This window comes from Ensifer aridi, from assembly GCF_002078505.1.
GTDB lineage: Bacteria > Pseudomonadota > Alphaproteobacteria > Rhizobiales > Rhizobiaceae > Sinorhizobium > Sinorhizobium aridi.
Genome location: NZ_LUAV01000034.1, coordinates 48439 through 73905, shown reverse-complemented (window position 1 = coordinate 73905; position 25467 = coordinate 48439). Strand labels below are relative to the sequence as shown.

Sequence of the window (25467 nt, the reverse complement as noted above, 5' to 3'; positions counted from 1 at the left end):
CTCTGCTCAGGCATTGTGGATTTATGCGGTTCTTGATTTCTCTAGCTTTTTCAGTTCTGTCCTCCGCGATTGCGCATGCGGCCCCGGTGTTTTTTCCGGCCGGTTCCGGCGATGCCGACGCACCGATCCTGACGGTCTATTCCTCGCTCGACGAACCGCTTGCTCGGCCGATGATCGTCGGCTTCCAGAAAGCCAATCCGGATGTGGCGGTGCGCTATGAGGACATGCTGACCGGCGAGATCTACGACCGGATCGTCAAGGAGACGGACGCCGGCCAGAAGACCGCGGATTTCGCCTTTTCGTCGGCCATGGACCTGCAGGTCAAGCTCAGCAATGACGGCTATGCGCAGCGTAGCGACCTGCCGATGAGCGGGCGCTGGCCGGCTTGGGCGAACTGGCGCAACACGGCCTATGCGCTGACTTTCGAACCCGCCGTCTTCGTCTACCACAAGCCGAGCTTCAAGGATGAGCGGCCACCGGCGACGCGCGCCGAATTCGTCGATTATCTCAAGCGGAAGGGAAGCGCCGTCTTCGGCCGCATCGGTACCTATGATATCGAACGCTCCGGCGTCGGCTTCCTCTTCATGTCGCGCGACCAGGAGCAGTTCGGCGACATCTGGACCGTCATCCGCGCAATGGGCGCGGCCGGCGTGAAACTCTATTCGACCAGTCAGGCGATCCTGGAGCGGGTTTCCGACGGACGTTTCGTCCTCGGCTACAATATCCTGGGCTCCTATGCCGCCGACTGGGCCTCGCGGCATCCGGACGTCGGCATCGTTCTGCCGAGGGACTATACCGTGGTCATGTCGAGAATCGGCCTCGTGCCGCAGGCGGCGGCCGCTCCCGAGCTCGGCCGCCGCTATCTCGAATTCTTCATGTCCAAGGAAGGTCAGACGATCATGGCGCGGGAACTGCAGATCCCGGCCGTGAGCCCGGACGTCGCCGGTGAGAATACGGCCAATACGATGCAGGAGATGCTCGGCGCGCAGCTGAAGCCGGTGCCGGTCAGCCCCGGACTGATGGTCTATCTCGACCAGGTCAAGCGCGCGCGGCTGATTGCCCGCTGGAACGAGATGCTGCGGCTGCAGTGAAAATTTCCGCAGCCAAACAAGTCATTTACGCGAAGCGGACTTGATGTCAGGTTAATGTCAGCTTTCTATGGTGGCTTAAGGTCACTGGCGAGCCCGTGGAGGCGGATCGCCGGCAGTGTATCGGGAGGACATCACCAATCCGGTCGGAGGTCGCCGCTTCAGTCGACCACCCGCTTCTCCCGTTCGCGACGATAATCAACGTGCGCGCAACGAAGCGCGCCTCACGGAGGACCGACCTTGAAACATTTCTTCCTCGCATCCATTCTCGCCGGCGCTCTGGCATTGCCGGCCTATGCCGCCGACTACACGATCATCGCGCCGGCAAATCCGGGCGGCGGCTGGGACCAGACCGCCCGTTCGCTGCAGACCGTCATGCAGCAGGAAGGCATTTCGGGCAACGTGCAGGTACAGAACGTTCCGGGCGCCGGCGGCACGATCGGCCTCGCCCAGTTCGCCAGCCAGCAGAAGGGCAACCCGAATGCTCTGCTCGTGGGCGGCTACGTGATGGTGGGCGCCATCCTCACCAACAATTCGCCGGTAACGCTCAAGGACGTCGAGCCGATCGCACGGCTGACGGGCGAATATGAGGCGATCGTCGTTCCGGCCGCTTCCGAGATCAAGACCATGGCCGACCTCGTCGCGGCGCTGAAGAAGGATCCGGGCTCGGTCTCCTGGGCCGGCGGCTCGGCAGGCGGCACCGACCACATCGCGGTCGGCCTCATCGCCAAGGCTGCAGGCGTCGATCCGACGAAAATCAACTACATCGCCTATTCCGGCGGCGGCGAAGCGCTCGCCGCGATCCTCGGCAGCCAGGTGACGGCCGGCATCTCCGGCTATGGTGAGTTCGAATCCCAGGTCAAGGCCGGCACGCTTCGCTTGCTTGCCGTTTCGAGCGCCGAGCGCATCCCGGGCATCGACGCACCGACGCTGAAGGAATCGGGCGTCGACGTGGTCGTCGAAAACTGGCGCATGGTTGCGGCCGCTCCTGGCCTTACCGACGAGCAGAAAGCCGCCGTCTCCGCCGACATCGAAAAGCTCGCCAAATCCGCCGGCTGGCAGGAAGTGCTGAAGACCAAGGGTTGGCAGGATACCTATCTCGCCGGCGACGCCTTCAAGGAACAGCTCACCAAAGACATTGCTGCGACGGAAACCGTCCTCAAGGATATCGGACTGGTCAAATGAACAAGGGCAACAACCCTTCTGCCGAAACGCGCCGCCCCGACCGGGCGGCGCTGATCATCGCCGTCGTCTTGGCCGCGATCGCGGGTCTGATCTTCTGGGACGTTTCACGCCTGTCGGGGCTTGCAGGCTATTCGCAGGTTGGGCCGACCACGGTTCCCTATGCGATCGCCTTCTGTCTTGTCGGGCTCGCGATCTGGACGGCCGCAGAAGCCTTGAGGGGCGACTTCGGCCACGAACGCGAGAAGCAGGAATTCGGCCCGGTCGTCTGGATCGTCGGCGGGCTCGCCGCACAGATGCTGCTGCTCAACACGCTCGGCTTTTCGATCGCAACCGGCATCCTTTTCGCCATGACGGCATGTGGGTTCGGAAAGCGTAGGCTATGGTTTACGATCCCGATCGGCATCGCGTTCAGCTACCTCGTCTGGCTGATTTTCGCCAAGCTCCTGCAATTGTCGCTGCCCGCAGGGCCGCTTGAACGCCTGTTCTTCTGAGAGGGCCGACGACCATGGGTACTTTCGATTTCCTGCTGCAGGGGCTGTTGGTCGCTGCCCAGCCGATGAACCTGCTCTACGCTCTGATCGGCGTGACGCTCGGCACCGCCGTCGGCGTGCTCCCTGGCATCGGCCCGGCATTGACGGTCGCGCTCCTCCTGCCCGTTACCTACAAGCTCGACCCGGGCGGTTCGCTGATCATGTTCGCCGGCATCTATTATGGCGGCATGTATGGCGGCTCGACGACGTCGATCCTGCTCAACACACCGGGTGAAAGCTCGTCGATCGTCACCGCGCTCGAGGGCAACAAGATGGCCCGCGCCGGCCGCGGCGGCCCGGCTCTCGCAACGGCGGCGATCGGCTCCTTCGTGGCGGGCCTTATTGCAACGCTCGCGCTCGCCTTCATCGCCCCCTACATCGTGAAGCTCGCACTCGTCTTCGGGCCGCGCGAATATTTCGCCCTGATGGTGCTCGCCTTCGTCACGGTCTCCTCCGCCTTCGGCGATTCGACGCTACGCGGCCTCACCTCGCTCTTCGTCGGTCTGACGCTCGCCTGCATCGGCATCGACCAGTTGACGGGCCAGACGCGCCTCTCCTTCGGGGTGCCCGACCTTCTCGACGGCATCGAAGTGACGACGCTTGCGGTCGCGATGTTCGCGATCGGCGAGACGCTGTTCATCGCAGCCCAAGGAGACCGCGGCCCCGACAAGGTCGAGGCGGTTCGCGGCTCGGTCTGGATGAGCGCAATGGACTGGGCGCGTTCGTGGAAGCCCTGGCTGCGCGGCACCTTCATCGGCTTCCCGATCGGCGCCATGCCGGCCGGCGGCGCCGAGATCGGCACCTTCCTCTCCTATGCGGCGGAGAAGCGCCTGACCAAGCATCCGGAAGAATTCGGCAATGGCGCGATTGAAGGCGTGGCCGGTCCCGAAGCCGCCAACAACGCATCCGCCGCCGGTACGCTCGTGCCGCTCCTGACGCTCGGTCTGCCGACGACGGCAACAGCGGCGATCATGCTCGCCGGCTTTCAGCAATACGGCCTGCAGCCGGGTCCGCTGCTTTTCGCCACCAATCCTCAGCTCGTCTGGGGCCTGATTGCCAGCTTGCTCATCGCCAACTTCATGCTGCTTGTCCTGAACCTGCCCCTGATCGGTCTCTGGGTGAGGCTTCTGACGATCCCGAAGCCCTGGCTCTATGCCGGCATTCTGTTGTTCGCGACGCTCGGCACCATCGGCGCCAACCCGTCGGTCTTCGAGCTTGGCATGCTGCTCGCCTTCGGCCTGCTCGGCTATGTCATGCGGGTCTTCGGCTATCCGATCGCGCCGGTCGTCGTCGGCCTGATCCTCGGGCCGCTTGCCGAGCAGCAATTGCGCCGGGCGCTTTCGATCAGCCAGGGCGATATAACCGTGCTCTTCACCTCGCCGATCGCCGCGGTGCTCTTAGTGATTGCGGCGCTGGCCCTGATCGTGCCGCTCATCCTCAGAGCACGCGGCCGCGGCGAAGTCCTTGCCCAGCTCGCAGCCAGCGAAGACTGACCCCTCCGCCTCCCAAGGCGTTTCGAGGAGCGAGACGAGGAGGGGCAGCCTCGTTCCGCTCCGATCCAGGCCCGGCCGGGTGACCCCCGCCGGGCCTGCTTTCGTTGCATGGCTGGGCTGAGGTTTTGTGCATTGCAAAAGAACCTCGCCGGGCCCATCTTTTTCTCATCGAAAGAGAAAAACGAAAGCGAGCAAAGAGATGACTAGCAAGAACCGCATGGGCTTCATCGGCCGCGCCTTCGCAGTCCTGGGTGCCGCCACTGCCGCGGCCGCCGCCGTCGAAGGTCACCGCCGCCCGACTGCACGCGATCTCCGCACCCTCGGCATCGATCCGGCCAACTTCCCGGACACCCGCCGCGGCTGAGACGCCGGCGTGTAACTACGGCTTCAGCTTGTACGAGCGCGGCGGCAGAACCGCCGCGGCATAGAGCGCCGCTCAGTGTGGCGCGAGAAAACGGCGCTCGCAGTGATGCGCCTCAACTCCGCATTCACCTCAGCGCGAAACTTGACCGACAGCACTAGCGTGCCATCCTGACCGGATGATCAATGCAGTGCTCCTTGATCTTGCCGGGGTCATCTATGACGGCGAGAGCGCCGTGCCGGGCGCAACCGAGGCTGTCGCTCGCTTGCACGCAGCCGGCCTGCCGATCCGCTTCGTCAGCAACACCACGCGCTCAACGAAGCGAGCCGTTGTCGATCGCCTTACGAGGCTCGGCCTTGCAGTCGCGAGCGACGAGCTATTCACCCCAGCAGAGGCAGCGTGTCGCTGGCTTCGCCAGCATGCGCGATCGCCACACCTTCTCGTTCATCCCGATCTCGTTTCCGAGTTTCGGGACCTGCCGGACGCCGCGAGCACGGCCGTCGTTGTCGGCGATGCGGGCGAGGCCTTCGAGTATCGCGCGCTCAATGCGGCGTTTCGGGAGCTTGTCGACGGCGCGGAGTTGCTGGCGCTGGCGCCGAACCGCACCTTCAAGGACACCGACGAGAAATTGAGCCTCGACGCCGGCGCTTTCATCGCCGCGCTGGAATTCGCGGCCCAGAAACAAGCCGTTGTCCTCGGCAAGCCGGCACCCGACTTTTTCCGCTCTGCGCTGGCCCCCATCGACTGCCCGGGCGCGGATGCCGTGATGGTCGGGGACGACGCGGAAACGGATGTCGCCGGCGCGCTCAAAGCCGGCGTTGGTCACGCACTGCTGGTGCGCACGGGCAAATATCGGGCGGGTGACGAGAGCCGTTTCGAGCCCGCGCCGACAGCGACGGTGGCTGACGTCTCGGCCGCAGTCGATTGGATCCTTCGGAACCGCAGCGAAGGGTGATCGCGCGCGGAACCGGAATTCGAAAAAAGCATGGCGCCGACCCTGCGGTCGGCGCCATGAAGTCTTGGGAGTATTACGCTACCTTCGAAACCGTCGTCGGAACGCTGGAAATCGTCTTCAGGACGCGGGAAGCGATCTGGTAGGGGTCGCCCTGGGAGTTCGGACGGCGATCTTCGAGATAGCCGCGGTATCCGTTGTTGACGAAGCTGTGTGGAACGCGGATCGATGCGCCGCGGTCGGCAACGCCGTAGCTGAACTTGTTCCACGGTGCTGTCTCGTGCTTGCCGGTCAGGCGCAGGTGGTTGTCCGGACCGTAGACGGCGATATGCTCGTGCAGGTTCTTCTCGAAGGCGGCCATCAGCGCTTCGAAATAATCCTTGCCGCCGACTTCGCGCATATAGGCGGTCGAGAAGTTGCAGTGCATGCCGGAGCCGTTCCAGTCGGTATCACCGAGCGGCTTGCAGTGCCACTCGATGTCGATGCCGTACTTTTCCGTCAGGCGCTGCAGCAGGTAACGCGCCATCCAGACTTCGTCGGCGGCCTTCTTGGAGCCCTTGCCGAAGACCTGGAATTCCCACTGGCCCTTGGCGACTTCGGCGTTGATGCCTTCATGGTTGATGCCGGCAGCCAGGCAGATGTCGAGGTGTTCTTCGACGATCTGACGTGCGACGTCGCCGACGTTGCTGTAACCGACGCCGGTGTAGTACGGGCCCTGCGGTGCCGGATAGCCCTGCTCCGGGAAGCCCAGCGGACGGCCGTTCTTGTAGAAGAAGTATTCCTGCTCGAAACCGAACCAGGCGCCTTCGTCGTCCAGGATCGTCGCGCGGCTGTTCGACGGATGCGGCGTCTTGCCGTCCGGCATCATGACCTCGCACATGACCAGCACGCCGTTGGTGCGGACCGGATCCGGGTAGACGGCAACCGGCTTCAGCACGCAATCGGAGCTGCGGCCTTCGGCCTGCATCGTCGAGCTGCCGTCGAAGCCCCAGAGCGGGAGCTGCTCGAGCGTCGGAAACGCGTCGAATTCCTTGATCTGCGTCTTGCCGCGGAGATTGGGTACCGGCGTGTAGCCATCGAGCCAGATGTACTCGAGCTTATACTTTGTCATCAGCAAATCTCTCTAACGTGGTGCTGCGAGGTTTGAGCAAATCCTGAAGCGGCCTCCGCACGATATGCGTTCAACCGCCAGGGATCGATTCCCCTTAAGCATCAAGCGTGCCAACTCGACCGCGTAAGGGATACTTTTTTGGGTGACGCAGCCGCCGCGGATTGAATCCGCGCCACTCAGCGCCGCGAAGGCGACCGGAAGCCGGCGCTCTCTTTCCCGCCGAGGCCTCAAGCGTCGCGTCGCCGATCGAAGTTGAATCAGGACAAAAACATGCAGCAATTCAACGCGCTACCGCAGCCTTTGTGGTATCAGGATGCACGACGCCGTCGGCATCCCCCTTTTTCGGCGCCCTCGCTCAGGGGAGCGGCGCAACTGACGGAAAAATCAGTGCTCCAAAATGCGCCAGAGAGGCGCTGCTGCCTAAAAAATCGCACCCGCGGCTATCTCTCCGAGAAATGCATCGGAGAATGCTCGCGATTCCGGCACCCAATTGAACGATTTTTCGGCAATTGGCGCAAATGATGTGCAATTCGCGTCTCCATGCACTATGTTTCCTCCAGGACTCACGGGAGACCAGAGCATGGCCACGAGTTTTCACGGCAAGTCTGCGACGATCCTGAAGTTTCCGACGCGGATCCCACGGAAGGCCGAGGAGCGTCGCTCCGAAGTCCAGCGGAAGGGAGACATCGCCTCCTCGGATGTGTGCGCGGCTGCCGTCGACGGCTGCTGGTATCACGAAGAAGCGGTTCGCGAAGAGGCCAAGACCACGCACTGAGCCTCCGGCTCGTTCCCAGGCGTGCGGGGATCAGAACGCTGCTTTCGTCACCGCCGTCCTCCAAGCTCGTCGATATGGTTAAGCATGTCGGCGGGATCTTCGAAAATGCGATACGCTCCCGCGTGCCGCAGTTCCTCGTGCCCGTAACCGCCGCTTAACAGCCCAACGCCCAAAGCGCGGCAGCGCACCGCTGCCAGCATGTCCCAGATGCTGTCGCCGACAACCACCGCCGTTTCGATGGGCGCGCCGAGCTGCTCGGCGGCGGCGAGAAAGAGGTCCGGGTCGGGCTTGGCATATTTGACGAGGTCCCGCGTGACGACCGGGATGACTGCCGGATCGACGTCAAGCGCAGCGAGGTTCACGGCCGCCGTTTCCATGCGCCCGCTCGTCGCGATCGCGTAGGATATCTTCGCGTCCGTAAGCCAGCTTAGCAGCTCGCGTGCGCCGGGCAGTGGCCGAATGCTGTCCGCCTGCCGCTTATAGGCTTCGGCATGGCGTCGGCGCAGGCGCGCTACCCGCTCCTCGCTGATCTCCATGTTCGTTTCGCGCAGGAGCTGATTGGTGAAGAGGCCGCCGCTCATCCCGATCTTGCGGTGAATGCGCCAAACCGAGAGATCAATGCCCTCACCGTCGAGCGCTTCCTTCCAGGCAAGCACATGCTGATAGACGCTGTCGACGAGGGTGCCGTCGAGATCGAACAGGAAGACCGGTTCAATGCGCATGCTATTTCTCCTGCTTGATGATGCCGTCACCCGGAATATGGTGCAGGCTTCACACGGGAACAGGCGCTACTGCATGTTTCCTTAAATCGTTAGCCGATTTAAGGACAAAAACATCCAGCACCTCAAAACTGCTACAGCGACCTTCGCGCGTCTGACGCGCGGCGCAGTAGTTCTACTTTCTCTTCGTGAACTCTATTTGCGCGTCGGATCAGACGCGCGGTGCCGTAGAAAATGGAGATTGCCGCCGAGATCGGAAACGACGAGCTGCCGTCCGTCCCAAACGAGAACCGACACCGGCCGCGTGAGCCCATCGAGGATCACCTCGCGATCACCCTCACCGAATCGCAGCAGTCGGCCGCTGCCTTTTGCGAATCCGTGGCTCTGGTCGTAGGTTCCATGCTCGAGGACGAGCATCGCCCCGTTGTGGTCGAAGGCGACGGCCACCGGCGCGTTGAGCCCCTCCGCCTCGAGCCTCGGCGTAGACGGGCCACCAGCCACAGGGAGCGAAACGACCTTGCCGGCGCCTGGCAGGAAGGGAAAGCCGCCGAAGAGCGTGATGTAGAGCCGCCCGTTGCTGAGCGCGACGCCGGTCGGCACCGCGTCGACGGCATGGGTTTCGCCCTTTGCGAACTCCGTCGGCGACAAGCCTTGCAGCGTCTCTCCTCTTTGTTCCAGCCGTCGGAAGGTGACGATCGTATTCCTGCGGCCATCCAGTCGCAGGTGTTCGACGCTGTTGCGCGCGGCGTCGACAACGTAAAGCTCGTCAGCCGCCGCGACGAAATCGAACGGGTTCCAGAAATCATTGCTGATGACGCTCGTCTTGCCGGCATTGTCGAGCGCGACGAGCGCATGGTCGAGCGGTCCCTCGCGCCTATCGACCGGCGTCCACCCTTGAGCAACCACCAGCCGGTGCCCGAGGCGGGCGACGCGGTAGGGTCCGGTCGGGTCGCCGATCACGTCGAGGCCATGCGGAAAGACCGGACCGAAGGCGGCAAGCCCGCCGTCCGGGCCGCGGCGATAAAGCCGGCCGCTCGCAAGATCGCTCACCAGCAGCGCGTCGTCGTCGCGCGCCAGGCCGGCGAAGCTGGCTCCCGGCACATGGATGGTCTCGAGCCCGTAGTCCGGCGAAGCGGAGGGCTCTGCGGCCATCACCGCCGCAGGAAGCATAAGCATCGAGGCGGCTATCAGGGTTCGGAGCGCACGCATCGGAAGCCGCCATTTGCCGAGAAGCGGAAGTCGGGATCATAGGCGAGCCGGTAGGTCGTCGTCAGATGGCTCGGGTCGCTGTTCCACGACCCGCCGCGCAGCACGCGGAATGTTCCGGTGGCCGATTGCGCCTCTTCTCCGCTCCTCTCGTAAGGGGCGTAGACATCCTTTGTCCACTCCCAGACATTGCCGACAAGGTTGAACACGCCCTCCCCGCTCGCGCCGCTTGCGAAAGCATCTGCCGGCGCGGTCATCGGATAACCGTCGCGCGCGTCTGCCGAACAGCAGACCTCGGCACCGGCATTGACTCGGGTCTCGTCCGGGGCGGCAGAGCCCCAGGGAAATGCTTTCCCCGCCGCTCCCCGCGCCGCCCGTTCGTATTGCTCTTCCGACGGCAGCGAGAGGCCATAATGCCGGCAGTAAGCGTCCGCGTCCGCCCAACTGACGCCCACAACCGGACGGTCGTCCAGTCCCAGCACCGGGTGGCCGGCATAAAAGGCGGGCCGATGGCCGGTCGCTTCGACGAAGCGTGCATATTGCCGGTTGGTGATCTCGGTGCGGTTGATCTGAAAAGACTGCCCCTCCACCACCCGACGCGGCCGCTCGTTCTCGGGGCCGTCATCGCGGCCAAAGACGAAGGGGCCTGCGGGTATCTCGATCAGCGGGTTACCGTGAATCGGACCTGCGTCGGCGGCGAGCGCTCCGGCTGTCATGAAAAGAGCGATCGCCGCTGTCACTGTCTTAGGGCGATCGCCCATCGGACTACGCCGTGCTCGGCCGTCTCTCCCCGCACCCGCCTTACCATCGCCACCCGCGTCCGGCATCTCAGCTATTGGACTGGATATCGACACGTCGCTCCGTCTCCGCATCGAATAGGAACATGCGATCCCTGGCGATCCTAACGGCGACCCTCTGATCGATCTGACCGGAAAAGTTCTTGTCGGCCCGCACCGCCAAGAGCTGGCCCCCGAGCTGCAGGCTTACGAGCGTGTTCTCGCCGGTAAGCTCCACCGAATAGATCGGCGCCACCAGATTGGTGTCGGGATCTTCGGCGCTTGCCACATGTATATCTTCGGGGCGTACCCCGAGCACGGCGCGCGGGATATTGAAGCGGCCCGCGCCGCCGACTCGAAGGCCCGCGCTCGCGAACACGCCGTCCTTCACCTCGCCGGGGATGAGATTCATGGACGGGGAGCCAATGAACCCCGCGACGAAGAGCGTGCGAGGATCATTGTAGATTTCTCGCGGCGTTCCGAGTTGCTCGATCACGCCCTTGTTCATCACCGCGACCCGGTGGGCGAGCGTCATCGCCTCGATCTGGTCATGTGTCACATAGATCGTCGTCACCTGCAATTCGTGCTGCAAGTGCTTCAGTTCCGCCCGCATCTGGGTGCGCAGCTTCGCGTCGAGATTGGACAGCGGCTCGTCCATTAGGAAGACGCGCGGCGTGCGCACGATGGCGCGGGCGAGCGCGACCCGCTGCCGCTGGCCGCCCGAAAGCTCCTTCGGCAGGCGCTTGAGCATGGTTTCGAGCTCGACCCGCCGTGCCACCTCGGCCACGCGCCGCGTGTATTCCTCCGGTGGCACTTTGCGGATCTTCAAGGGATAGCCGATATTGTCCTCGACGGTTAGATGCGGATAGAGCGCGTAGGATTGGAAGACCATCGCGACGTCGCGATATTTCGGCAGCACATCGTTGACGCGATCGGCGTCGATATAAATATCGCCGGACGTCGCCTCTTCGAGACCGGCGACCATCCGCATCGTTGTCGTCTTGCCGCAACCCGAAGGCCCGAGCAGCACGAGGAACTCCTTGTCGCGGATCTCGATGTTGAAATTGGCGACGGCGACGAATTCGCCGAACTTCTTGGTCACATTGTCGAACCTAACGGACGCCATCGGCCTCAACCCCTCTCCCTTCAACCCTTGACGGCGCCGAGGGAGAGCCCCCGGACGAGATGCTTCTGGACGATGAAGGCGAAGATGACGATTGGTACGCAGGCCATGAAGCCGGCTGCGCTGATCTCGCCCCAATAGGTCGCGTACTGGGTCACGCGCCCGGCAATACCGATCGGCAGCGTCTGCGACTGCTCGGTGAGCGTGACGATGAGAGACAGCAGGAATTCGTTCCACGAGATGATCAGGCAGAAGATGGCGGTTGCTGCAAGCCCAGGTCGCGCAAGCGGCAGCGCCACGTGCAGGAACGCCCCCCAACGCGTGTCGCCGTCGACGATCGCCGCCTCTTCGAGCTCGACCGGAAGATCCTGGAAATAGCTCTTCATCATCCAGGTCGCGAAGGGCAGGTTGAAGGCGGTATAGGCGATGATCAGAGCCGACTTCGTGTTGAGCATGTCGAAATAGTTGAAGAACAGGTAGAGCGGAATGATGCTGACGATCGGCGGCATCATCCGCGTCGAAAGGATCCAGAACGAAATCTGCTTTCGCCACTGCCACGGATAGCGGAACCGCGCGAGCGCGTAGCCCGCCATGGTGCCGAAGGTCACCGAAATGGCGGTGGTCCCGATCGCGACCAGGAAGCTGTTCAACGCATAGCGCAGGAACGGTCGCTGGACGAAGGCTTCGTCGTAGTGCTTCAGAGTCGGGTTTCGCGGCAGCCACTCCGGCGGCACGGCGAAGATGTCGATATCGAACTTGAAGGAGTTCGCCGCGATCCAATAGACCGGAAACAGGGTCAGGATCAGCGCAACAAGGATCGTGAGATAGGCCGCGAAGCGGAGAAGCATCTCCCGGCTGCGGTTGCGTGTTCTTATCGTCGCCATCGCCTCACTCCGCAAGCCGCATGCGTTTCATGAACCAGGTGCTCAAGACGATCGTCACAAACAGAACGAAGAGCGATATCGCCGCCGCATAACCGGGATCGGCGAAGCGATAGGCGACCTGGTAGATATAGAGGCTCAGGACCTTGGTCCGGTCCGCCGGCCCGCCCCCTGTCAGGATAAAGACAAGGTCGAACAGGCGCAGCGCATCCATCACGCGCAGGAGGAGGGCAATGGCGATGACCGGCTTCAGGAAGGGAATCGTCAGGTCCCAGAACTGCCGCCAGGATGAGGCGCCGTCGAGCGCGGCCGCCTCATAGGGCTCGACGGGCAGGCTGGCGAGTCCCGCGAGCATCAGGAGAAAGATGAACGGCGTCCACTGCCAGACATCGGCAACGATGATCGAGAACATCGCAAGGTTCACGTCGCCGGCCCAGGCCTGTATGGGCAGGCCGAGGCGGAACATGATCTCGTTGAGAACGCCGAATTGCGGCTCGTAGATGAGCTTCCAGGTGATGGCGACGGCGATCGGCGGCAGCATCATCGGGATCATCAGCACGGTCTTCAGGAAAGTAAGCCGGCGGATGAACTTGTCGAGCAAGAGCGCGAGGCCGAGGCCGAGCAGGAATTCAATCGACACCGCCACGACCGTAAAGACGACGGTGTTGCGCAGGGCGACCTGGAATTGGCCGTCGGTGAGCAGCCGGGCGAAGTTGTCGACGCCGACGAAGGTCCAGGGCAGGTCGGGGTTGGGACTGACCCTGTGGACCGCCGCATAGAACATGTAGATGCTCGGGAAGATCGTCAGCGCCAGGAGAATCACCACCGTCGGGGCGAGCATGAGATAGCGCAGGTGACGCTCGGACCATTGCTCCATACCGCGCCCAAGTCGGAGCGACGCAGCTGTGCCTTTTTCGGACTTCAACATAGGTCCCTCCCGGACCTGTCCGTACGCACTGGGGCGGGAAGAGGCAGGGCCCGTGCGGCGTTCCTCGACCCCGCGCCTTAGCACCGACCGCAAGGCGGGAACGGAAGCCCCGCCTTGCGGTCGGCCGTTTATTTGATGCCGGTAATCTCTTCGACCGCGGCTTGCGAGTTCTTCAGCGCCTCCTCCGGCTTGATCGTTCCGGCGACGGCCTTTGAGAGCTCGATCCCGAAGGCGTTCTCGATTTCCGGCCACTTCGGGTGGCGCGGCCGGGGCGTCGAAGCCTCGATCGCCTGCATCAACACCGGATAGTGGCGAAACTTCTCCTGTTTGGTGAGTTCCGGATCGGTGAAGACCGACGCTCGGACGGGCGGATTGCCGCGCTCGGCGGAGATCCTGATCTGCTGGGGCGAGGTCGCCCACATCATGAAGTCGAAGGCCTCCTGCTTGTTCTTGGACGCCGCCATGATGCCCATGGTCCAATGGCCTATCTCCGAGCTGCCCGGCTTGGTACCCGCCGGAATCGGGCTATAGGAAATCTTGCCGACCATCTTCGATTGGCTCGGATCCTCGAAGGTCGCGACCCAGTTCGGCCAGTTGATCGACGAGGCAGCGGTGCCGGCGGCCATGGCCGTTCCGACTTCGTTGGCGTTGTAGCTCTCCACACCCTTCGGAGAGACGTCGCGCAAGGCCATGAACATCTTCATGGCTTCGGCGCCCTCCGGCGTGTCGATGGTGACCTTCGTCCGGTCCTCATTGAACATATTGGCGCCATAGGACCAGAAGATCGGCATGAAGTCGGCCACCACCGGGTTGCCCTGACCGCCGCGGAAGACATAGCCGAAATAACGGCCCCCTCCCTGCTCGGTCAGCATTTTCGCAGCCTTCAGGACGTCATCCCAGGTCTTCGGCGCCTCGACGCCCGCCTCCTTGAACTTGGCGGCGTCATAGAAAAACATCTGCGCGTTGCCGACATATGGCAGGCAGACATAAGGCCCCTCATTATAGGGATTGCGGCAGATCGCCAGCGACTTCGACAGGAAGTCGTTGTCCGGTCCCTCGACGCCCGCATTCTTGAAGTAGGACGTCAAATCCTCGAGATGGCCGTTTTCGGCGAAAAACGGAATCCACGGGTCGTCCATCAGGATGATGTCGAAAACGCCCGATTTCGTTGCCCCTGCATTGGCGCCCTGTTCGAAGACATTGGCATAAGGCGCCTGCACCGTCTCCACCTTCGTGCCCTTCAACTTCGCGTAGTCGGCAGCCGCGGCCCTAAGGCCGTCACCCTCACTCCCCGAAGGCACGAGGATCGTGATGTCTGCCCAGGCAGACGCACTCATTGCGAGCGCTGATGCCGCGACCGCCAGGGCGAGACACAGTTTGCGCACCATAATACACCTCCCAATCCGAGCTTGCGTGCAGGGCACCTCATGGAGGCCCCAGCCGATGCGGCCTGGCGGAGACGCTGATGCAACGTCAATGAGTACCGGCCTCGGAGCGAGACCGGAACGTCATCGGGCTCCACAAGCCGACGTTGCTCCAGCGCTAATTTATCACATCAGGATTTATTTAGAGAGGGCTGCATTAGTAGTTACTTCGGGTAGGCCCTGAGTCCTATCCCGTCACATGGCGGATGGTCTTCGAGAGCCGCGCAAGAAAGGCCGGCCTTGAAGAGGCGACAAGCTTCCATGACAACACGGCCGTTGCCATGCGCAGCGGAAGGAGTCCAACGGATAGGAACCAGGCCGCCAGCATAGCGCGACGGCGCAAGGAGACGTTCATTGCCAAGCTTGCGACGGCACCGGCAGCACCGAGCGCTACCCTGGAATCGTCAGCGACTGGATGGCGCCGGCTATCGACGCACAAGGAGGCCAGCCGTTCCTCCAGATGCGTCGGATCGCGCAGATTGGCGTCGTGCGAGACCTCCAGCCCAACGTTCTTCGCCTGAGCCGCCAGCGCTTGCAGGCGGTGAAAGTCGTGCTCGACACGCCAGCGCGCTCGCTGTCCAAGCTTCTCGGCGAAAATCGAATGATTGTTTCCATGGATGCGATAGGCACCGAGACAGGAGTCGATCGACCTCACTTGTCCGTAAAGCGGTGCCAAGGTGACGAGATAACCATCGGCACCCTGCCGGAATTCTGTCTCCGGGATCGGCATGATCGCGTCTAGCGCCGAACGCGCAAAGGCCAAACCGCTGGTCACCGTCGTCTGATAGCGGGCGCGGCGCAACAATTGCGGAGTAACGTCGCCGGACTCGAAAGGCACCTCGGGCGGAGGGAACACGTCGTTGACGTGCTCGCATTCGTCGACGATGTGCAGCCTGAACTGCATCTGAGCCGTATCGTCCTCCCAACGGGCCACTATCTCGGAGACTGCGTTCGGGTAAAGGTAATCGTCGGCGTCGAGGAAGAGCACGATCGCTCCCCGGCTCGCCGCAAATCCCGTGTTGAAGGCTGCGCCATGGCCGCCATTCGCCTCGCGCATATGGGCTTTGATCCTCCCTCCATAGGAGGCGATCACATCAGCCGAATCGTCAATCGACGCGTCGTCTACGACGATGACCTCGACGTCACTGTGGCTTTGGTCCAGTGCGCTCTCGATCGCCCGCGGGAGGAAACGCGCATAGTTGTAGTTCGCAATGATGATTGAGACTGGAAGACGGTCTTGGATGGAATGCATCGCATTGAACCTCGCAATTCTGCTTTGGTCGCGGCGAACCTTCTCATCAGGTCCTGGGAGATTTTGCCCGCTCCGAAAACCGCAAATGCGGCGAAAGAGCCTCCAAGGCTGAGCGGGCGGCGAAGATCGTGCTCGATCTATGTACGAGAACGTCTTCAGCCATTATGGCATTTGCATGACCCCGTCCGTCCGGTCCACTTCGGCCCCAGCGTCGGCGGCGGCGATTGACTCGATCTCGACGACTGGCCTATCAACTCTTGGCTGTTTCGAGAAAACGCGGGGGAGGAGCAAGATGCCTATCAGCCAACCGATCGCCGGGCGGGCGACCTCCCGCGAAAGGCGGACCTCATGACACGGCTCTCAAGACAGACGCTCGGCCAGCTACCCAAGGACGTTGGCAGGCCGAACTACGACCCCGCACGGGTGACCGTCGGCATCGTCCATCTCGGTATCGGCGCGTTTCATCGGGCACACCAGGCCGCCTTCACCGATGCGGTGCTCGCACAGGATCCCTCCTGGGGCATTTGCGGCGTTTCGCTCAGGAGCCCCGAAACCCGGGACGCCCTCGCCCCACAGGACGGGCTCTACACGCTCAAGGTCCAGGACGGCGACGGCGAAGAACTGCAGGTGATCGGCAGCGTCGTCGAATTGCTCTGCGCGCCGGAGGACCCGGAAGCCGTCCTTCGCCGCATGGCCGACCCCGCCACCCGCATCGTGTCGCTGACGATCACCGAAAAAGGCTATTGTCACAATCCTGCAACCGGCACGCTCGACGAAAATCACCCCGACATCGTTCACGACCTCGAAAACCCCGGCCAACCCCGCTCGGCAATCGGCTTCATCGTCGAGGCGCTGGCCCGCCGAAAAAGCGCCGGGACAGCACCGTTCACGCTGCTCACCTGCGACAATCTCCCGTCCAACGGCCACGTGCTGAAACGTGTCGTCACGCGCTTCGCGGAGCTTCGCGATCCAGCCCTGGCCGCTTTTGTCCGCAACGTCGCCTCGCCCTCCACCATGGTGGACCGGATCGTCCCGGCAACGACGGACAGCGACCGGAGTGCGATCGCGGCGGCGCTCGGGGTCGAGGATGCATGGCCCGTGATGACCGAGCCCTTCCGGCAATGGGTGATCGAAGATGACTTCCCGCTCGGCCGGCCCGCCTGGGAGAATGCCGGGGCGCTCTTTGCCGACGACGTCGCCGTCTTCGAGATGATGAAGCTCCGCCTCCTGAACGGCAGCCATTCGACGCTCGCCTATCTCGGCTATCTCGCTGGCGCCGAAACGGTCGCCGACGCCATGGCGCTCCCGGGCATGGAAGCGCTGATCGGAGGGCTGATGCGCGAAGAGGTGAGCCCGACGCTTCCGCCGCTGCCGGGTTTCGACCTTGCGGCCTACCGTGCCGAGCTCCTCCAGCGCTTTCGCAATCCGGCGCTGCGCCACCGCACATGGCAGATCGCCATGGACGGTTCGCAGAAGCTGCCGCAGCGGCTTCTTGGTACGATCCGCGACCGGCTGAAAGCGGGCGCTGGCTACGACCGCCTGGCGCTCGGCGTTGCCGCCTGGATGCGCTATGCGCGCGGAGTGGACGAGGCGGGCCGGCCGATCGACGTACGGGATCCCCATGCCGCCCGCATCGCCGAGCTTACGCAGGGGATGGGCGCTCCGGAAGGAATCGTCGCGGCCTTTCTGACGATGACGGACGTCTTCGGCACGGATCTTTCAGAAAGTGCTCCGTTCCGGCTCACACTCATCAACGCTCTGACGAGGCTCTTCGAAAAGGGGTCAGCAGCGACTCTTCGCGACTACGTGTGACGGGCGAATCTCTCCAAGGAAGACGCCCCGAGATGAACCCGTCATGAGCTTCGCGCGACCGGCAGCACGGTCTTGCGTTCAACCTCGTTCGCCACCGAATAGATCAGAAACTCGGTCGCCCTTCCGATACGTTCGCCATCCAGCAGCCGGACCATATCGTCGACGCCGAGAACCGGGCTACCGTCGATGGCGAGCACGAAGTCGCCTTCGCGGAGACCGGCTTGATCGGCCGGGCCGCCAGCCTCCACCCGGCGCAGCCTGACCGAGGTTTCCGCGCTGACGCCGGCGCGTAGCGCCGCGCGCCGCGGCAAGGCGATCGTGTCGACGGCGACCCCGACGAAGGCCCGGCGCACGCGGCCAAACCGCAGGATTTCCGAGATCACGAAATTGGCGGTGTTCGCAGCGACGGCGAAGGCAATGCCCTGCGCGCCCTGGATCACAGCCGTGTTGACGCCGACGACCTCACCTGCCGAGGACACGAGGGGACCGCCGGAATTGCCGGGGTTGAGCGCCGCATCGGTCTGGATCACGTCGTCGAGCAGGCGTCCGGTTGCCGCCCGGACGGACCGACCGAGCGCCGAGACGACACCGGCCGTCACCGTCCACTCGAAGCCGAGAGGGTTGCCGATGGCAATCGCGATCTGCCCTCGCCTCAGATTCTTCGAATCGCCGAGCGGCGCCGAGGCGCTGAGGCTCGCATCGGCCCTGATCAGCGCCAGGTCCGTGTCCGGGTCGCGCCCGAGAATCCGCCCCTCGCCGACATAGCCGTCCGGCATCTTGAGGCGAATGCCGCGCGCGCCTTCGACGACGTGGTTGTTAGTGACGATCAGCCCGTCCGGCGAAATCGCGAAGCCGGACCCCTGGCCGCCGCGCCCGCCGATCCGTTCGATCCGGCTCACCGCCGGTCCCACACGATCGACGACATCCGTCACCGTCTGGGAATAGGCGTCGAGGAGGTCGGCATCGGATGCTGCGTGAATGTTCTTGTCAATGTAGCCCATGACCTATCCCTCCGAACTTGTGTGCATGGAAGGTGCAGCAGCGTGCGAAGGTGACGGTCACCGGCGTGCGCAGGCACTTTCATGATGGCCAGCCGGGTAGCTTAAGACCGGACCGGCATCACCGTCTTCCAGGAAGGAGATATGAACGCGCTGCCTGGCGTTCAAGCCACGCTCACGCCCGACTCTGCCTTGCCTCGTCGGCGGTCAGCGCCGTCTCGCGGGTGCCGGAAACGATGATCTCCAGCACCTCGTGTTCATCGGTGTTCCTGATGTAGCGGTCGCCGACATATTCGCCGCGTTTGAGCACCATCACACGATCACCCACGGCGAAGATGTCGACCAGCCGGTGCGAGATGATGATCTGGGCGACCCCCTGGCGCTTGAGTTCGAGCATGGTTTCGAGCAGCCGCTCCGTCGCCATGGCGGAAAGATTGGCGGTCGGCTCATCGAGGATCACGACACGCGGCTCGAAGGAAATGGCGCGGGCGATCGCAACGGATTGCTGGCGCCCGCCCGACAGGCTCTCGACCTTCTGATAGACGGAGTTCACGTCCACCTTCAGGCGCTTCAGCACGCGATCGGCCTCCTGATACATCGCCCGCCGATCGACGAAGGGACCTTTGAGCGGCCAGCGGCCGAGGAAGATGTTCTGGCCGACATCCATGTTCCCGCAGAGCGCGAAATCCTGGTAGATCATCTCGATGCCGGCGTCGCGGCTCTCATGCGGGCTCTTGAACTGCACCGGCGTGCCCGCGACGAGGATCTCGCCGGCATCACGCTGGTAGGCACCCGTCAAGATTTTCATCAGCGTCGATTTGCCAGCCGAATTGTCGCCGACAAGGCCGAGGATCTCGCCTGGATAAAGGATGAGATCGACGTTGCGCAGCGCCTGCACGGCGCCGAAAGCCTTCTCGATGCCTCGCATTTCGACGATCGGTTCGGATGTCGCCTCAGCCATACGTGCCTGCTCCCGTTGGTGCGCGTTTTGCGATCCGCGCTCTAAGCCTGCCGAGTATGTTTGCCTGGCGCACCCAGATGTCGATCAGCACCGCGACGATGAGGATGACGCCGATGAAGACGTTGATCCAGTGCTGCGGCATGCTGAAGCCCTGCACGTTCAACTGCAACAGCGCCCGCACAAGCGTGATGACGGCGGCGCCCGCAAGCGAACCGATCATGCTGCCGTGGCCGCCGAAGATAGAGCCGCCGCCGATGATCACCGAGGCGATCGCATCGAGTTCGCGGAACTGGCCGGCGACCGGGTTGAAGCTGCGGAAATAGGCGATGTTGATGATGCCGGCCATTGTCGCACAGAGCGCCGCCAGCATGAGCGATAGGAAGCGCACGCGGTTGGTGTCGATGCCGGCGTAGGCCGCGGCGCGCAAGTTTCCGCCAGTAGCGCAGACCTTGAGCCCGAAGGGCGTATAGGCGAGCACGATGCCGGCAACGACGGCGACGAGGAACATCCAAAGCGTTTGGACGCTGACGACCTCGGCGATCGCGCGGAGAAGTCCGGGCGACAGCGACATGCCGAAATAGAGGAGAACATCGTTCACCTTGCGGCCGATGAGATTGTACGTCTCGCTCCAGCCGGTCAGTTGCCGGCCGGCAACGAGCCAGGCGGCGAGACCGCGGGCGATGTAGAACATGCCGAGCGTAGCGATGAAGGAGGGCAGCTTGAAACCGATCGCGAGCGTGGCGTTGACAAGCCCGGCGATCATCCCCGCCGTAAGGCCCATCGCGATCGCCGTCATGGGATCGGCGCCCAGCACCTTCAGGAAATAGGCCGCCGTGCTACCGGCAAGCGCAAGCACGGCCCCGACCGACAGATCGATGTCGCCGGCTGCGATCACATAGGTCAGGCCGACCGCGATCAGCGCCAGCTCGGTATAGTTGAGCAGAATGGCGAAGGTGTTCGAGAGCGTCCACCAGTAGTCCGGACGAAGCGCAAGCCCCGTAAGCCAGAGCACGGCGGTCAGAATAATGGCAAGCGCATCGCGACGGGCGAGGAATGTGCCGAGCCCCTTGGCCGAAAACTCCATGTCGGCCGCCATCGCCCCCTTGGTCTGGACAGCTTCTAACGCCACTCCGCCCGTTTCGAGCGCCGCCGGCGGCGGGCGTCGACGCAGCCAAGCCCAGAAACGGCCGGCCCATTGCCGACGTATGAGGTAAGGTTCGATGAGGACGGCGAGTACGAGAAGGAGGCCGAGGAAAACCAGGACAGCGCCGGCGGGCAGGGTGTATCTGGCGCTGACCTCGATGACCTCACCTTCGATGACGACGCTGCGCGTGATTGGCCAACCTTCGCGCAGCACCTTGTCGATCAGCACGACCAGTGCGGCGCCGAGGCACGAGCCGATGACCTTCCCGCGGCCGCCAACGATTGACGCGCCGCCGATGATGACGGACGCGATGACGGTGAGCTCCCAGCTCACGCCGTAGAGGGGCGTCACGCCCTTATCCTGCGCCGCTGCCATCAGCGCGGCGAGGGTGGCCGAAAGAGACGAGATCAGATAGGCGCGCACGCGCACCCAGTTCGTCGGGATGCCGGCATAAACCGCCGCCTGCTCGTTACCCCCTGTCGCAAAGGTCTCGTAACCCCAGCGGGTCTTGGCGAGCACATAGGCGCCAATGATCGCGACGACGAAAAAGATCGCGATCTGGTTGTTGAAACCGAAGATATTTGTCTCGCCGAAGTGAAAGAAGAGCGGGTAATCCCTGGCCTTGCCGGAATAATAGATCGCCTGGCCGTGCGTCAGCGCCAGCACGAATCCGCGACCGATGAAGAGCATCGTCAGCGTCGCAATGAAAGCCGGCACTTTGAGGAGCGTGACGAGCACGCCGTTGAGGAGGCCGATCGCAGCCCCGAGAAGCAGGCAAAGGACGACGGTCGTGGCGATGCCGAGGTCAAGGAAGCTGGAGGCGAAGAGTCTCGCGAAGACGACCGCGATCAGCCCGTAGGTGGAACCGACCGAAAGATCGAGGTCCTTGTTGGCGATGACGAAGGTCATGCCGACCGCAATGATGCCGACCCTTGAGGTATCCCGCAGCAGCGCGTGAAGGGCCTCGGTCGACCCGAAGAAAGTCGGATTGACGACAGCTCCACCGAGGTAGATCAGCACGAGGAACAGGAGGAGCCCGATCTCCCAGCCGCCTGCCAGTTGCGGCGGCGGGCGTCCGAGCGAAGTCGTCTTGGCCGTGACCATGGTGTCTTCCGCTTGCTGCCCAATACCGGAGCGGTGAGCGCTGCCTTCGCTGTCCCCGCTCCGGAGTTTCGGGTCCGTTCAATTCTCGAAGCGCTTGCCGACCTTTCCGACCGTCTCCTTGGTCACCAGCTGAGCGCGCGTGTCGAGATTGGCGGCCGAGATGCCGCGGTCGATCTGCAGGTAAAGCTGCATCACCGGCCAGAAGCCCTGCAGGAAAGGCTGCTGTCCCAGGGAACCGGTGAGATTGCCGGCGGCAATGCCTTCCTGCTGCGCCGGCCCGAGATCGAAGCCGTAAGCGCAGAACTTGTTCGTCCAGCCCATCTGCTCCACCGCTTTGACGAGCGGCGGCGTGAAGACGTTGTTGGCCGTGAAAGCGCCGACCACGTCGCCGCGCGATTCGAAAAGCGAAACGAGCGCGTTGACCGGATCGTTGGGGTTGGTGTCGATGCCGACATTTTCCGGACCTGCATCGACCTTGAAGGCATCGAGCTTGCCGGCGTCCTTCAGCGTCTTGACTATGGCATTGAAGGCGGCGGTGACGCGATTGTTCACCTCGATGTTGCCCATGGCGGTCGACGAGGGCAGGACGATCGTGCCGCTGGTCTTGCCACTGTCGAGCACGCATTTGGCAAGCGCCTCGCCACCGATCGCGGCGGCCGAAGCATCCTGGCCGGTGTGGCTGATGCCGTTGCGGTTGAGGAGCGTGCCGTCATAGGAGTTCGTCGTGGCGATCGGAATGCCGGCCGCCTCCGCCGCCTTGACGATGTCGTTGTAGGCGCCGACCTGTGGCGTCGTCATGATGATGCCGTCGATGGTCGGATCTCGGACGATCTGGTTCAGAATTTCGATCTCGCGGGCCGGATCGTCCACCGGCGATTCCGAACCGAGCAGCAGGATCGTGGCGCCGATCATGTTTCCGGCCACCTTCGCCCCGACATAGACCGGATCGAAGAAGCCGTTGCCGGCCGTGTGCGTCACGATTGCAAAGGTCAGGTGACCGTCAGCCGAATGGAAATTCTTGGTTTCCGGAGCTTCCTTGGCCGCCTCGTCGAAGCTATAGCCCCCGACGGCTTTCTCGACGCTGCCCGATTGCGCCAGTGCAGATGAAACGCCGAGTGATAACGCCGCGGCCGAAACCGCGCAGAGCAGAATTCGCCTCATTGCTTTCCTCCCTCGGATCACCGTGACTCCGGCTGGAAAATCCGGAACCTCACGTGATCGCTTCCCATTGGATAGAGTGGGATCGGGGTGGAAACCGCGGACACATCGCCCCCTCCCGCTCTATTATTTAGCGGGCGAAAGGCGTTCGAGCGCTTTTGTCGAGAGGGCGCCGAACGCTTCCTCCCATGCGCTATTCTCTGCGCAGATCCGGCGCAAGTAAATGGCGAAAAGTGTTACAAATGAGGATGGCGCTCCTTCTCCGGCGAAGGACCCCTGCCGCGAGCGCTATCCATTTTGCGCAAGCTTTTTTGAAGCGCGTTCTTCTGACAGTTGTTCGACAGGTTCGGACGCACAACATCCCGCCCCCGCGGGCGCTTTCGGCTCGTGCTCATTCGAAAGGGAATATGAATGGAAAGACGTAATTTCCTCAGGAGTTTGGCTCTTCTTGCCGCGTGCCCGCTTTGCGTCAAGACGGCATTCGCCGCCGAAGGCGTGCACTGGAGCTACGAAGGCGAAGAGGGTCCCGAGCACTGGGGTTCCTTGGGCGAGGAGAACGGTGCCTGCTCGGCCGGCTCGCAGCAATCCCCCATCGACATCACTGGCGCCATCAAGGCCGATATCCCGGACCTCGCGACGGACTGGAAGAGCGGCGGCACGATCCTCAACAACGGCCACACAATCCAGGTAAAGGCTGCCCCCGGCGGCACGCTCAAGCGCGGCGACAAGACCTACGATCTGGTGCAATACCACTTCCACGCCCCGAGCGAACATCTGGTCGAGGGCAAGAGCTTCCCGATGGAGGTGCATTTCGTCCATAAGCACGCCGAAACGGGTGCGCTCGGCGTGCTCGGCGTCTTTCTGGCGCCCGGCGCGGCCAACGCGACCTTCGCGAGCCTTGCGGCGAAATTCCCGCAGAAGGCCGGCGAGGAAGCCGCGCTCGACTCCATCGATGCGAAAGGCCTCCTGCCCTCCTCGCTCAAATATTGGGCCTATGAAGGATCGCTCACCACCCCGCCCTGCAGCGAGATAGTGGACTGGATGGTGGCGATGGAACCGATCGAGGTCGATCCCGCCGACATCAAGAAGTTCACTGCGCTCTATTCGATGAATGCGCGTCCGGCGCTTTCCGCCAATCGGCGTTACGTTTTGAGCTCCAGCTGATCATTGGAGCAATCAGGCACCTCGGCGGCGCATCGCCGCCGGGGTGCTCCCTAGGCGCGCTTGCGAACGGCGCTTCGCCAACTCTTAGTCTCGAAGATCGGGATGGAGTGGTATTGCTGGTGACACCGCTTTTCGAGAGGCAGGCCGCATGACAGAACAACTCTTGCCTCTCCTCTCCCATTTCTGTTGAATGAACTTCGAGTTTGACAGTCTTGCTGAAGGGAAGTTGTTTTCTGCAAAAGCAACACACAACATTATCACTGTGTCCAGGCACGGTTTCTTGCCAGTCTCTCGAGGGATTTCCAGCGTCGTTCTGAGAATGTGAACCATGACGCCGTCCGCTGCAGAAGTCCAGTGCGAGAAACCGGCCCCATCCCGCGGTTCGATGATTGAAGCAGCGAGGACAACGATGTTCGACCTCAACGGAAAGACCGCGCTGGTGACCGGCGGCGGGCGCGGACTGGGCCTCGAAATGGCCAAGGCCCTGGCACGGGCCGGAGCCTGGACGGTGATCAACGGTCGCAACCGGCAAAGCCTCGAAGACGCACAGAAGCGACTCGCCCGCGAGGGCGTTGCGGTCGGGATCGCGGCGGGCGATATCACGCGGGACGTCGAGAGCATCATTGCCGACGCCACCGAGAAGACGGGCCAGCTCGACATCCTCATCCACGCGGTCGGCGAACGAGACCGCCGCGGCACCGAAGCGATGGGCCCGGATGCATTCGCGGCACTGCTGAATACCGATTTGACCGCCGCCTATGCTATCGCGAGAGCTGCGCTCTCCTATCTGCGGCGCTCGACGGCTGGGCGCCTGATCTTCGTAACGTCGATCGCGGCCTTCGCGGCGCGGGCGGGCGACCCCGCCTATACGGCGGCCAAAGGCGGGCTCTCGGCGCTGACGCGCTCGCTCGCCGTCGAGCTCGGCGCCGACAATCTGACGGTCAACGCGATCGCGCCCGGCTGGTTTGCGACCGAGACCAATGCGCATCTCGCAGCCGACCCGGCGCTTAAGGCCTTCGTCGACATCCGCATTCCGCTGAAGCGCTGGGGCCGGCCTGAGGAGATCGCCCCGGCCGCAGTTTTCCTCGCCTCGCCGGCGGCAAGCTTCGTCAACGGCATCACGCTCACCGTCGACGGCGGGATGACCGTGCAGATGTGAAGCCGGGCGCCGGCCCCAATCCGGAACCTTGCTCCGACCCTCCGCGCTTTTGAGAGAATGAATAAGCAAGTCGCGCCAGCCGGAGCTGACGCGACTGCGCGTGTTAGTTTGTCGCCAGGGTGACGGGTGTCCCCCTGCGGAGCAGGCCTGGACACCCGCGGAT

At 63.2% G+C, this 25467-nt stretch carries 23 protein-coding genes; 10 read left to right on the top strand and 13 right to left on the bottom strand.

The annotated features are described in order from the left end of the window. Positions 1-23: 23 nt before the first annotated feature. The 6 genes from AYK65_RS25275 to AYK65_RS25255 all read left to right on the top strand — a co-directional run bounded on the left by AYK65_RS25275 (position 24) and on the right by AYK65_RS25255 (position 5612). On the top strand, positions 24-1091 hold the full coding sequence (locus tag AYK65_RS25275; protein WP_026616514.1) for an ABC transporter substrate-binding protein: 1068 nt from the start codon (positions 24-26) through the stop codon (positions 1089-1091). 237 nt (positions 1092-1328) lie between these two features. Then, positions 1329-2273: a Bug family tripartite tricarboxylate transporter substrate binding protein gene (locus AYK65_RS25270; protein WP_026616513.1), complete on the top strand. Its 945-nt coding sequence runs from the start codon at positions 1329-1331 to the stop codon at positions 2271-2273. Beyond that, a complete protein-coding gene (locus tag AYK65_RS25265; RefSeq protein ID WP_026616512.1) occupies positions 2270-2764 on the top strand; it encodes a tripartite tricarboxylate transporter TctB family protein in 495 nt (164 codons plus the stop codon). Before AYK65_RS25270 ends, AYK65_RS25265 begins: the two co-directional genes overlap by 4 nt. A gap of 14 nt (positions 2765-2778) precedes the next feature. Beyond that, entirely contained in the window at positions 2779-4296 is a 1518-nt protein-coding gene (locus tag AYK65_RS25260) for a tripartite tricarboxylate transporter permease (protein WP_026616511.1), read from the top strand. Positions 4297-4495: 199 nt separating this feature from the next. Next, entirely contained in the window at positions 4496-4660 is a 165-nt protein-coding gene (locus tag AYK65_RS32115) for a hypothetical protein (RefSeq protein WP_139793346.1), read from the top strand. A gap of 175 nt (positions 4661-4835) precedes the next feature. Then, positions 4836-5612 carry a TIGR01458 family HAD-type hydrolase gene (locus tag AYK65_RS25255; RefSeq protein ID WP_081161765.1) on the top strand — a complete coding sequence of 259 codons (777 nt, stop codon included), beginning with the start codon at positions 4836-4838 and terminating at the stop codon, positions 5610-5612. Between the two features lie 73 nt (positions 5613-5685). Here AYK65_RS25255 and AYK65_RS25250 read toward each other — a convergent pair whose 3' ends face one another. After that, positions 5686-6720, bottom strand: a complete 1035-nt coding sequence (locus AYK65_RS25250) for a glutamine synthetase beta-grasp domain-containing protein (protein WP_026616509.1) — start codon at positions 6718-6720, stop codon at positions 5686-5688. 580 nt (positions 6721-7300) lie between these two features. Between AYK65_RS25250 and AYK65_RS25245 the strand changes: the two genes are divergently transcribed. After that, a complete protein-coding gene (locus AYK65_RS25245; RefSeq protein ID WP_026616508.1) occupies positions 7301-7495 on the top strand; it encodes a DUF2735 domain-containing protein in 195 nt (64 codons plus the stop codon). A gap of 47 nt (positions 7496-7542) precedes the next feature. Here the strand turns inward: AYK65_RS25245 and AYK65_RS25240 are convergent, their stop codons facing one another. From AYK65_RS25240 to AYK65_RS25205, 8 genes are all read right to left on the bottom strand, one after another. Beyond that, a complete protein-coding gene (locus AYK65_RS25240; protein ID WP_046117232.1) occupies positions 7543-8217 on the bottom strand; it encodes an HAD family hydrolase in 675 nt (224 codons plus the stop codon). Between the two features lie 192 nt (positions 8218-8409). Next, the gene (locus AYK65_RS25235) at positions 8410-9423 is read right to left on the bottom strand and encodes a ScyD/ScyE family protein (protein WP_081161762.1); all 1014 of its coding nucleotides are present in this window, start codon (positions 9421-9423) and stop codon (positions 8410-8412) included. Then, positions 9402-10181, bottom strand: coding sequence for a formylglycine-generating enzyme family protein (locus AYK65_RS25230; RefSeq protein WP_244560114.1), 780 nt, complete (start codon positions 10179-10181; stop codon positions 9402-9404). Before AYK65_RS25230 ends, AYK65_RS25235 begins: the two co-directional genes overlap by 22 nt. A 67-nt stretch (positions 10182-10248) precedes the next feature. Then, positions 10249-11322 carry an ABC transporter ATP-binding protein gene (locus AYK65_RS25225; protein WP_046117234.1) on the bottom strand — a complete coding sequence of 358 codons (1074 nt, stop codon included), beginning with the start codon at positions 11320-11322 and terminating at the stop codon, positions 10249-10251. Between the two features lie 20 nt (positions 11323-11342). Beyond that, entirely contained in the window at positions 11343-12203 is an 861-nt protein-coding gene (locus AYK65_RS25220; protein ID WP_026616503.1) for a carbohydrate ABC transporter permease, read from the bottom strand. Positions 12204-12207: 4 nt separating this feature from the next. Then, entirely contained in the window at positions 12208-13128 is a 921-nt protein-coding gene (locus AYK65_RS25215) for a carbohydrate ABC transporter permease (protein WP_026616502.1), read from the bottom strand. A 128-nt stretch (positions 13129-13256) separates the two neighbouring features. Then, entirely contained in the window at positions 13257-14516 is a 1260-nt protein-coding gene (locus AYK65_RS25210; protein WP_046117235.1) for an ABC transporter substrate-binding protein, read from the bottom strand. Positions 14517-14739: 223 nt separating this feature from the next. Continuing rightward, entirely contained in the window at positions 14740-15804 is a 1065-nt protein-coding gene (locus AYK65_RS25205; protein ID WP_046117236.1) for a glycosyltransferase family 2 protein, read from the bottom strand. A gap of 348 nt (positions 15805-16152) precedes the next feature. Here AYK65_RS25205 and AYK65_RS25200 point away from each other — a divergent pair, with 348 nt between their 5' ends. After that, complete coding sequence (locus tag AYK65_RS25200) at positions 16153-17616, top strand: mannitol dehydrogenase family protein (RefSeq protein ID WP_081161757.1); 1464 nt, start codon at positions 16153-16155, stop codon at positions 17614-17616. Positions 17617-17657: 41 nt separating this feature from the next. On the opposite strand, the gene AYK65_RS25195 is transcribed toward AYK65_RS25200, so the two are convergent. The 4 genes from AYK65_RS25195 to AYK65_RS25180 form a co-directional block, all read right to left on the bottom strand. Beyond that, positions 17658-18617 carry a S1C family serine protease gene (locus AYK65_RS25195; protein WP_081161756.1) on the bottom strand — a complete coding sequence of 320 codons (960 nt, stop codon included), beginning with the start codon at positions 18615-18617 and terminating at the stop codon, positions 17658-17660. A gap of 172 nt (positions 18618-18789) precedes the next feature. Then, entirely contained in the window at positions 18790-19575 is a 786-nt protein-coding gene (locus AYK65_RS25190) for an ATP-binding cassette domain-containing protein (protein WP_046117239.1), read from the bottom strand. Beyond that, positions 19568-21823 carry an ABC transporter permease gene (locus tag AYK65_RS25185; RefSeq protein WP_081161753.1) on the bottom strand — a complete coding sequence of 752 codons (2256 nt, stop codon included), beginning with the start codon at positions 21821-21823 and terminating at the stop codon, positions 19568-19570. The genes AYK65_RS25190 and AYK65_RS25185 overlap by 8 nt, the downstream gene beginning before the upstream one ends. A gap of 78 nt (positions 21824-21901) precedes the next feature. After that, complete coding sequence (locus AYK65_RS25180; RefSeq protein ID WP_026616495.1) at positions 21902-22984, bottom strand: substrate-binding domain-containing protein; 1083 nt, start codon at positions 22982-22984, stop codon at positions 21902-21904. A gap of 408 nt (positions 22985-23392) precedes the next feature. Between AYK65_RS25180 and AYK65_RS25175 the strand changes: the two genes are divergently transcribed. Both AYK65_RS25175 and AYK65_RS25170 read left to right on the top strand, forming a co-directional pair. Next, positions 23393-24145, top strand: coding sequence for a carbonic anhydrase (locus tag AYK65_RS25175; protein ID WP_026616494.1), 753 nt, complete (start codon positions 23393-23395; stop codon positions 24143-24145). A gap of 409 nt (positions 24146-24554) precedes the next feature. Then, a complete protein-coding gene (locus AYK65_RS25170; RefSeq protein WP_046117240.1) occupies positions 24555-25304 on the top strand; it encodes an SDR family oxidoreductase in 750 nt (249 codons plus the stop codon). Positions 25305-25467: the final 163 nt, after the last annotated feature.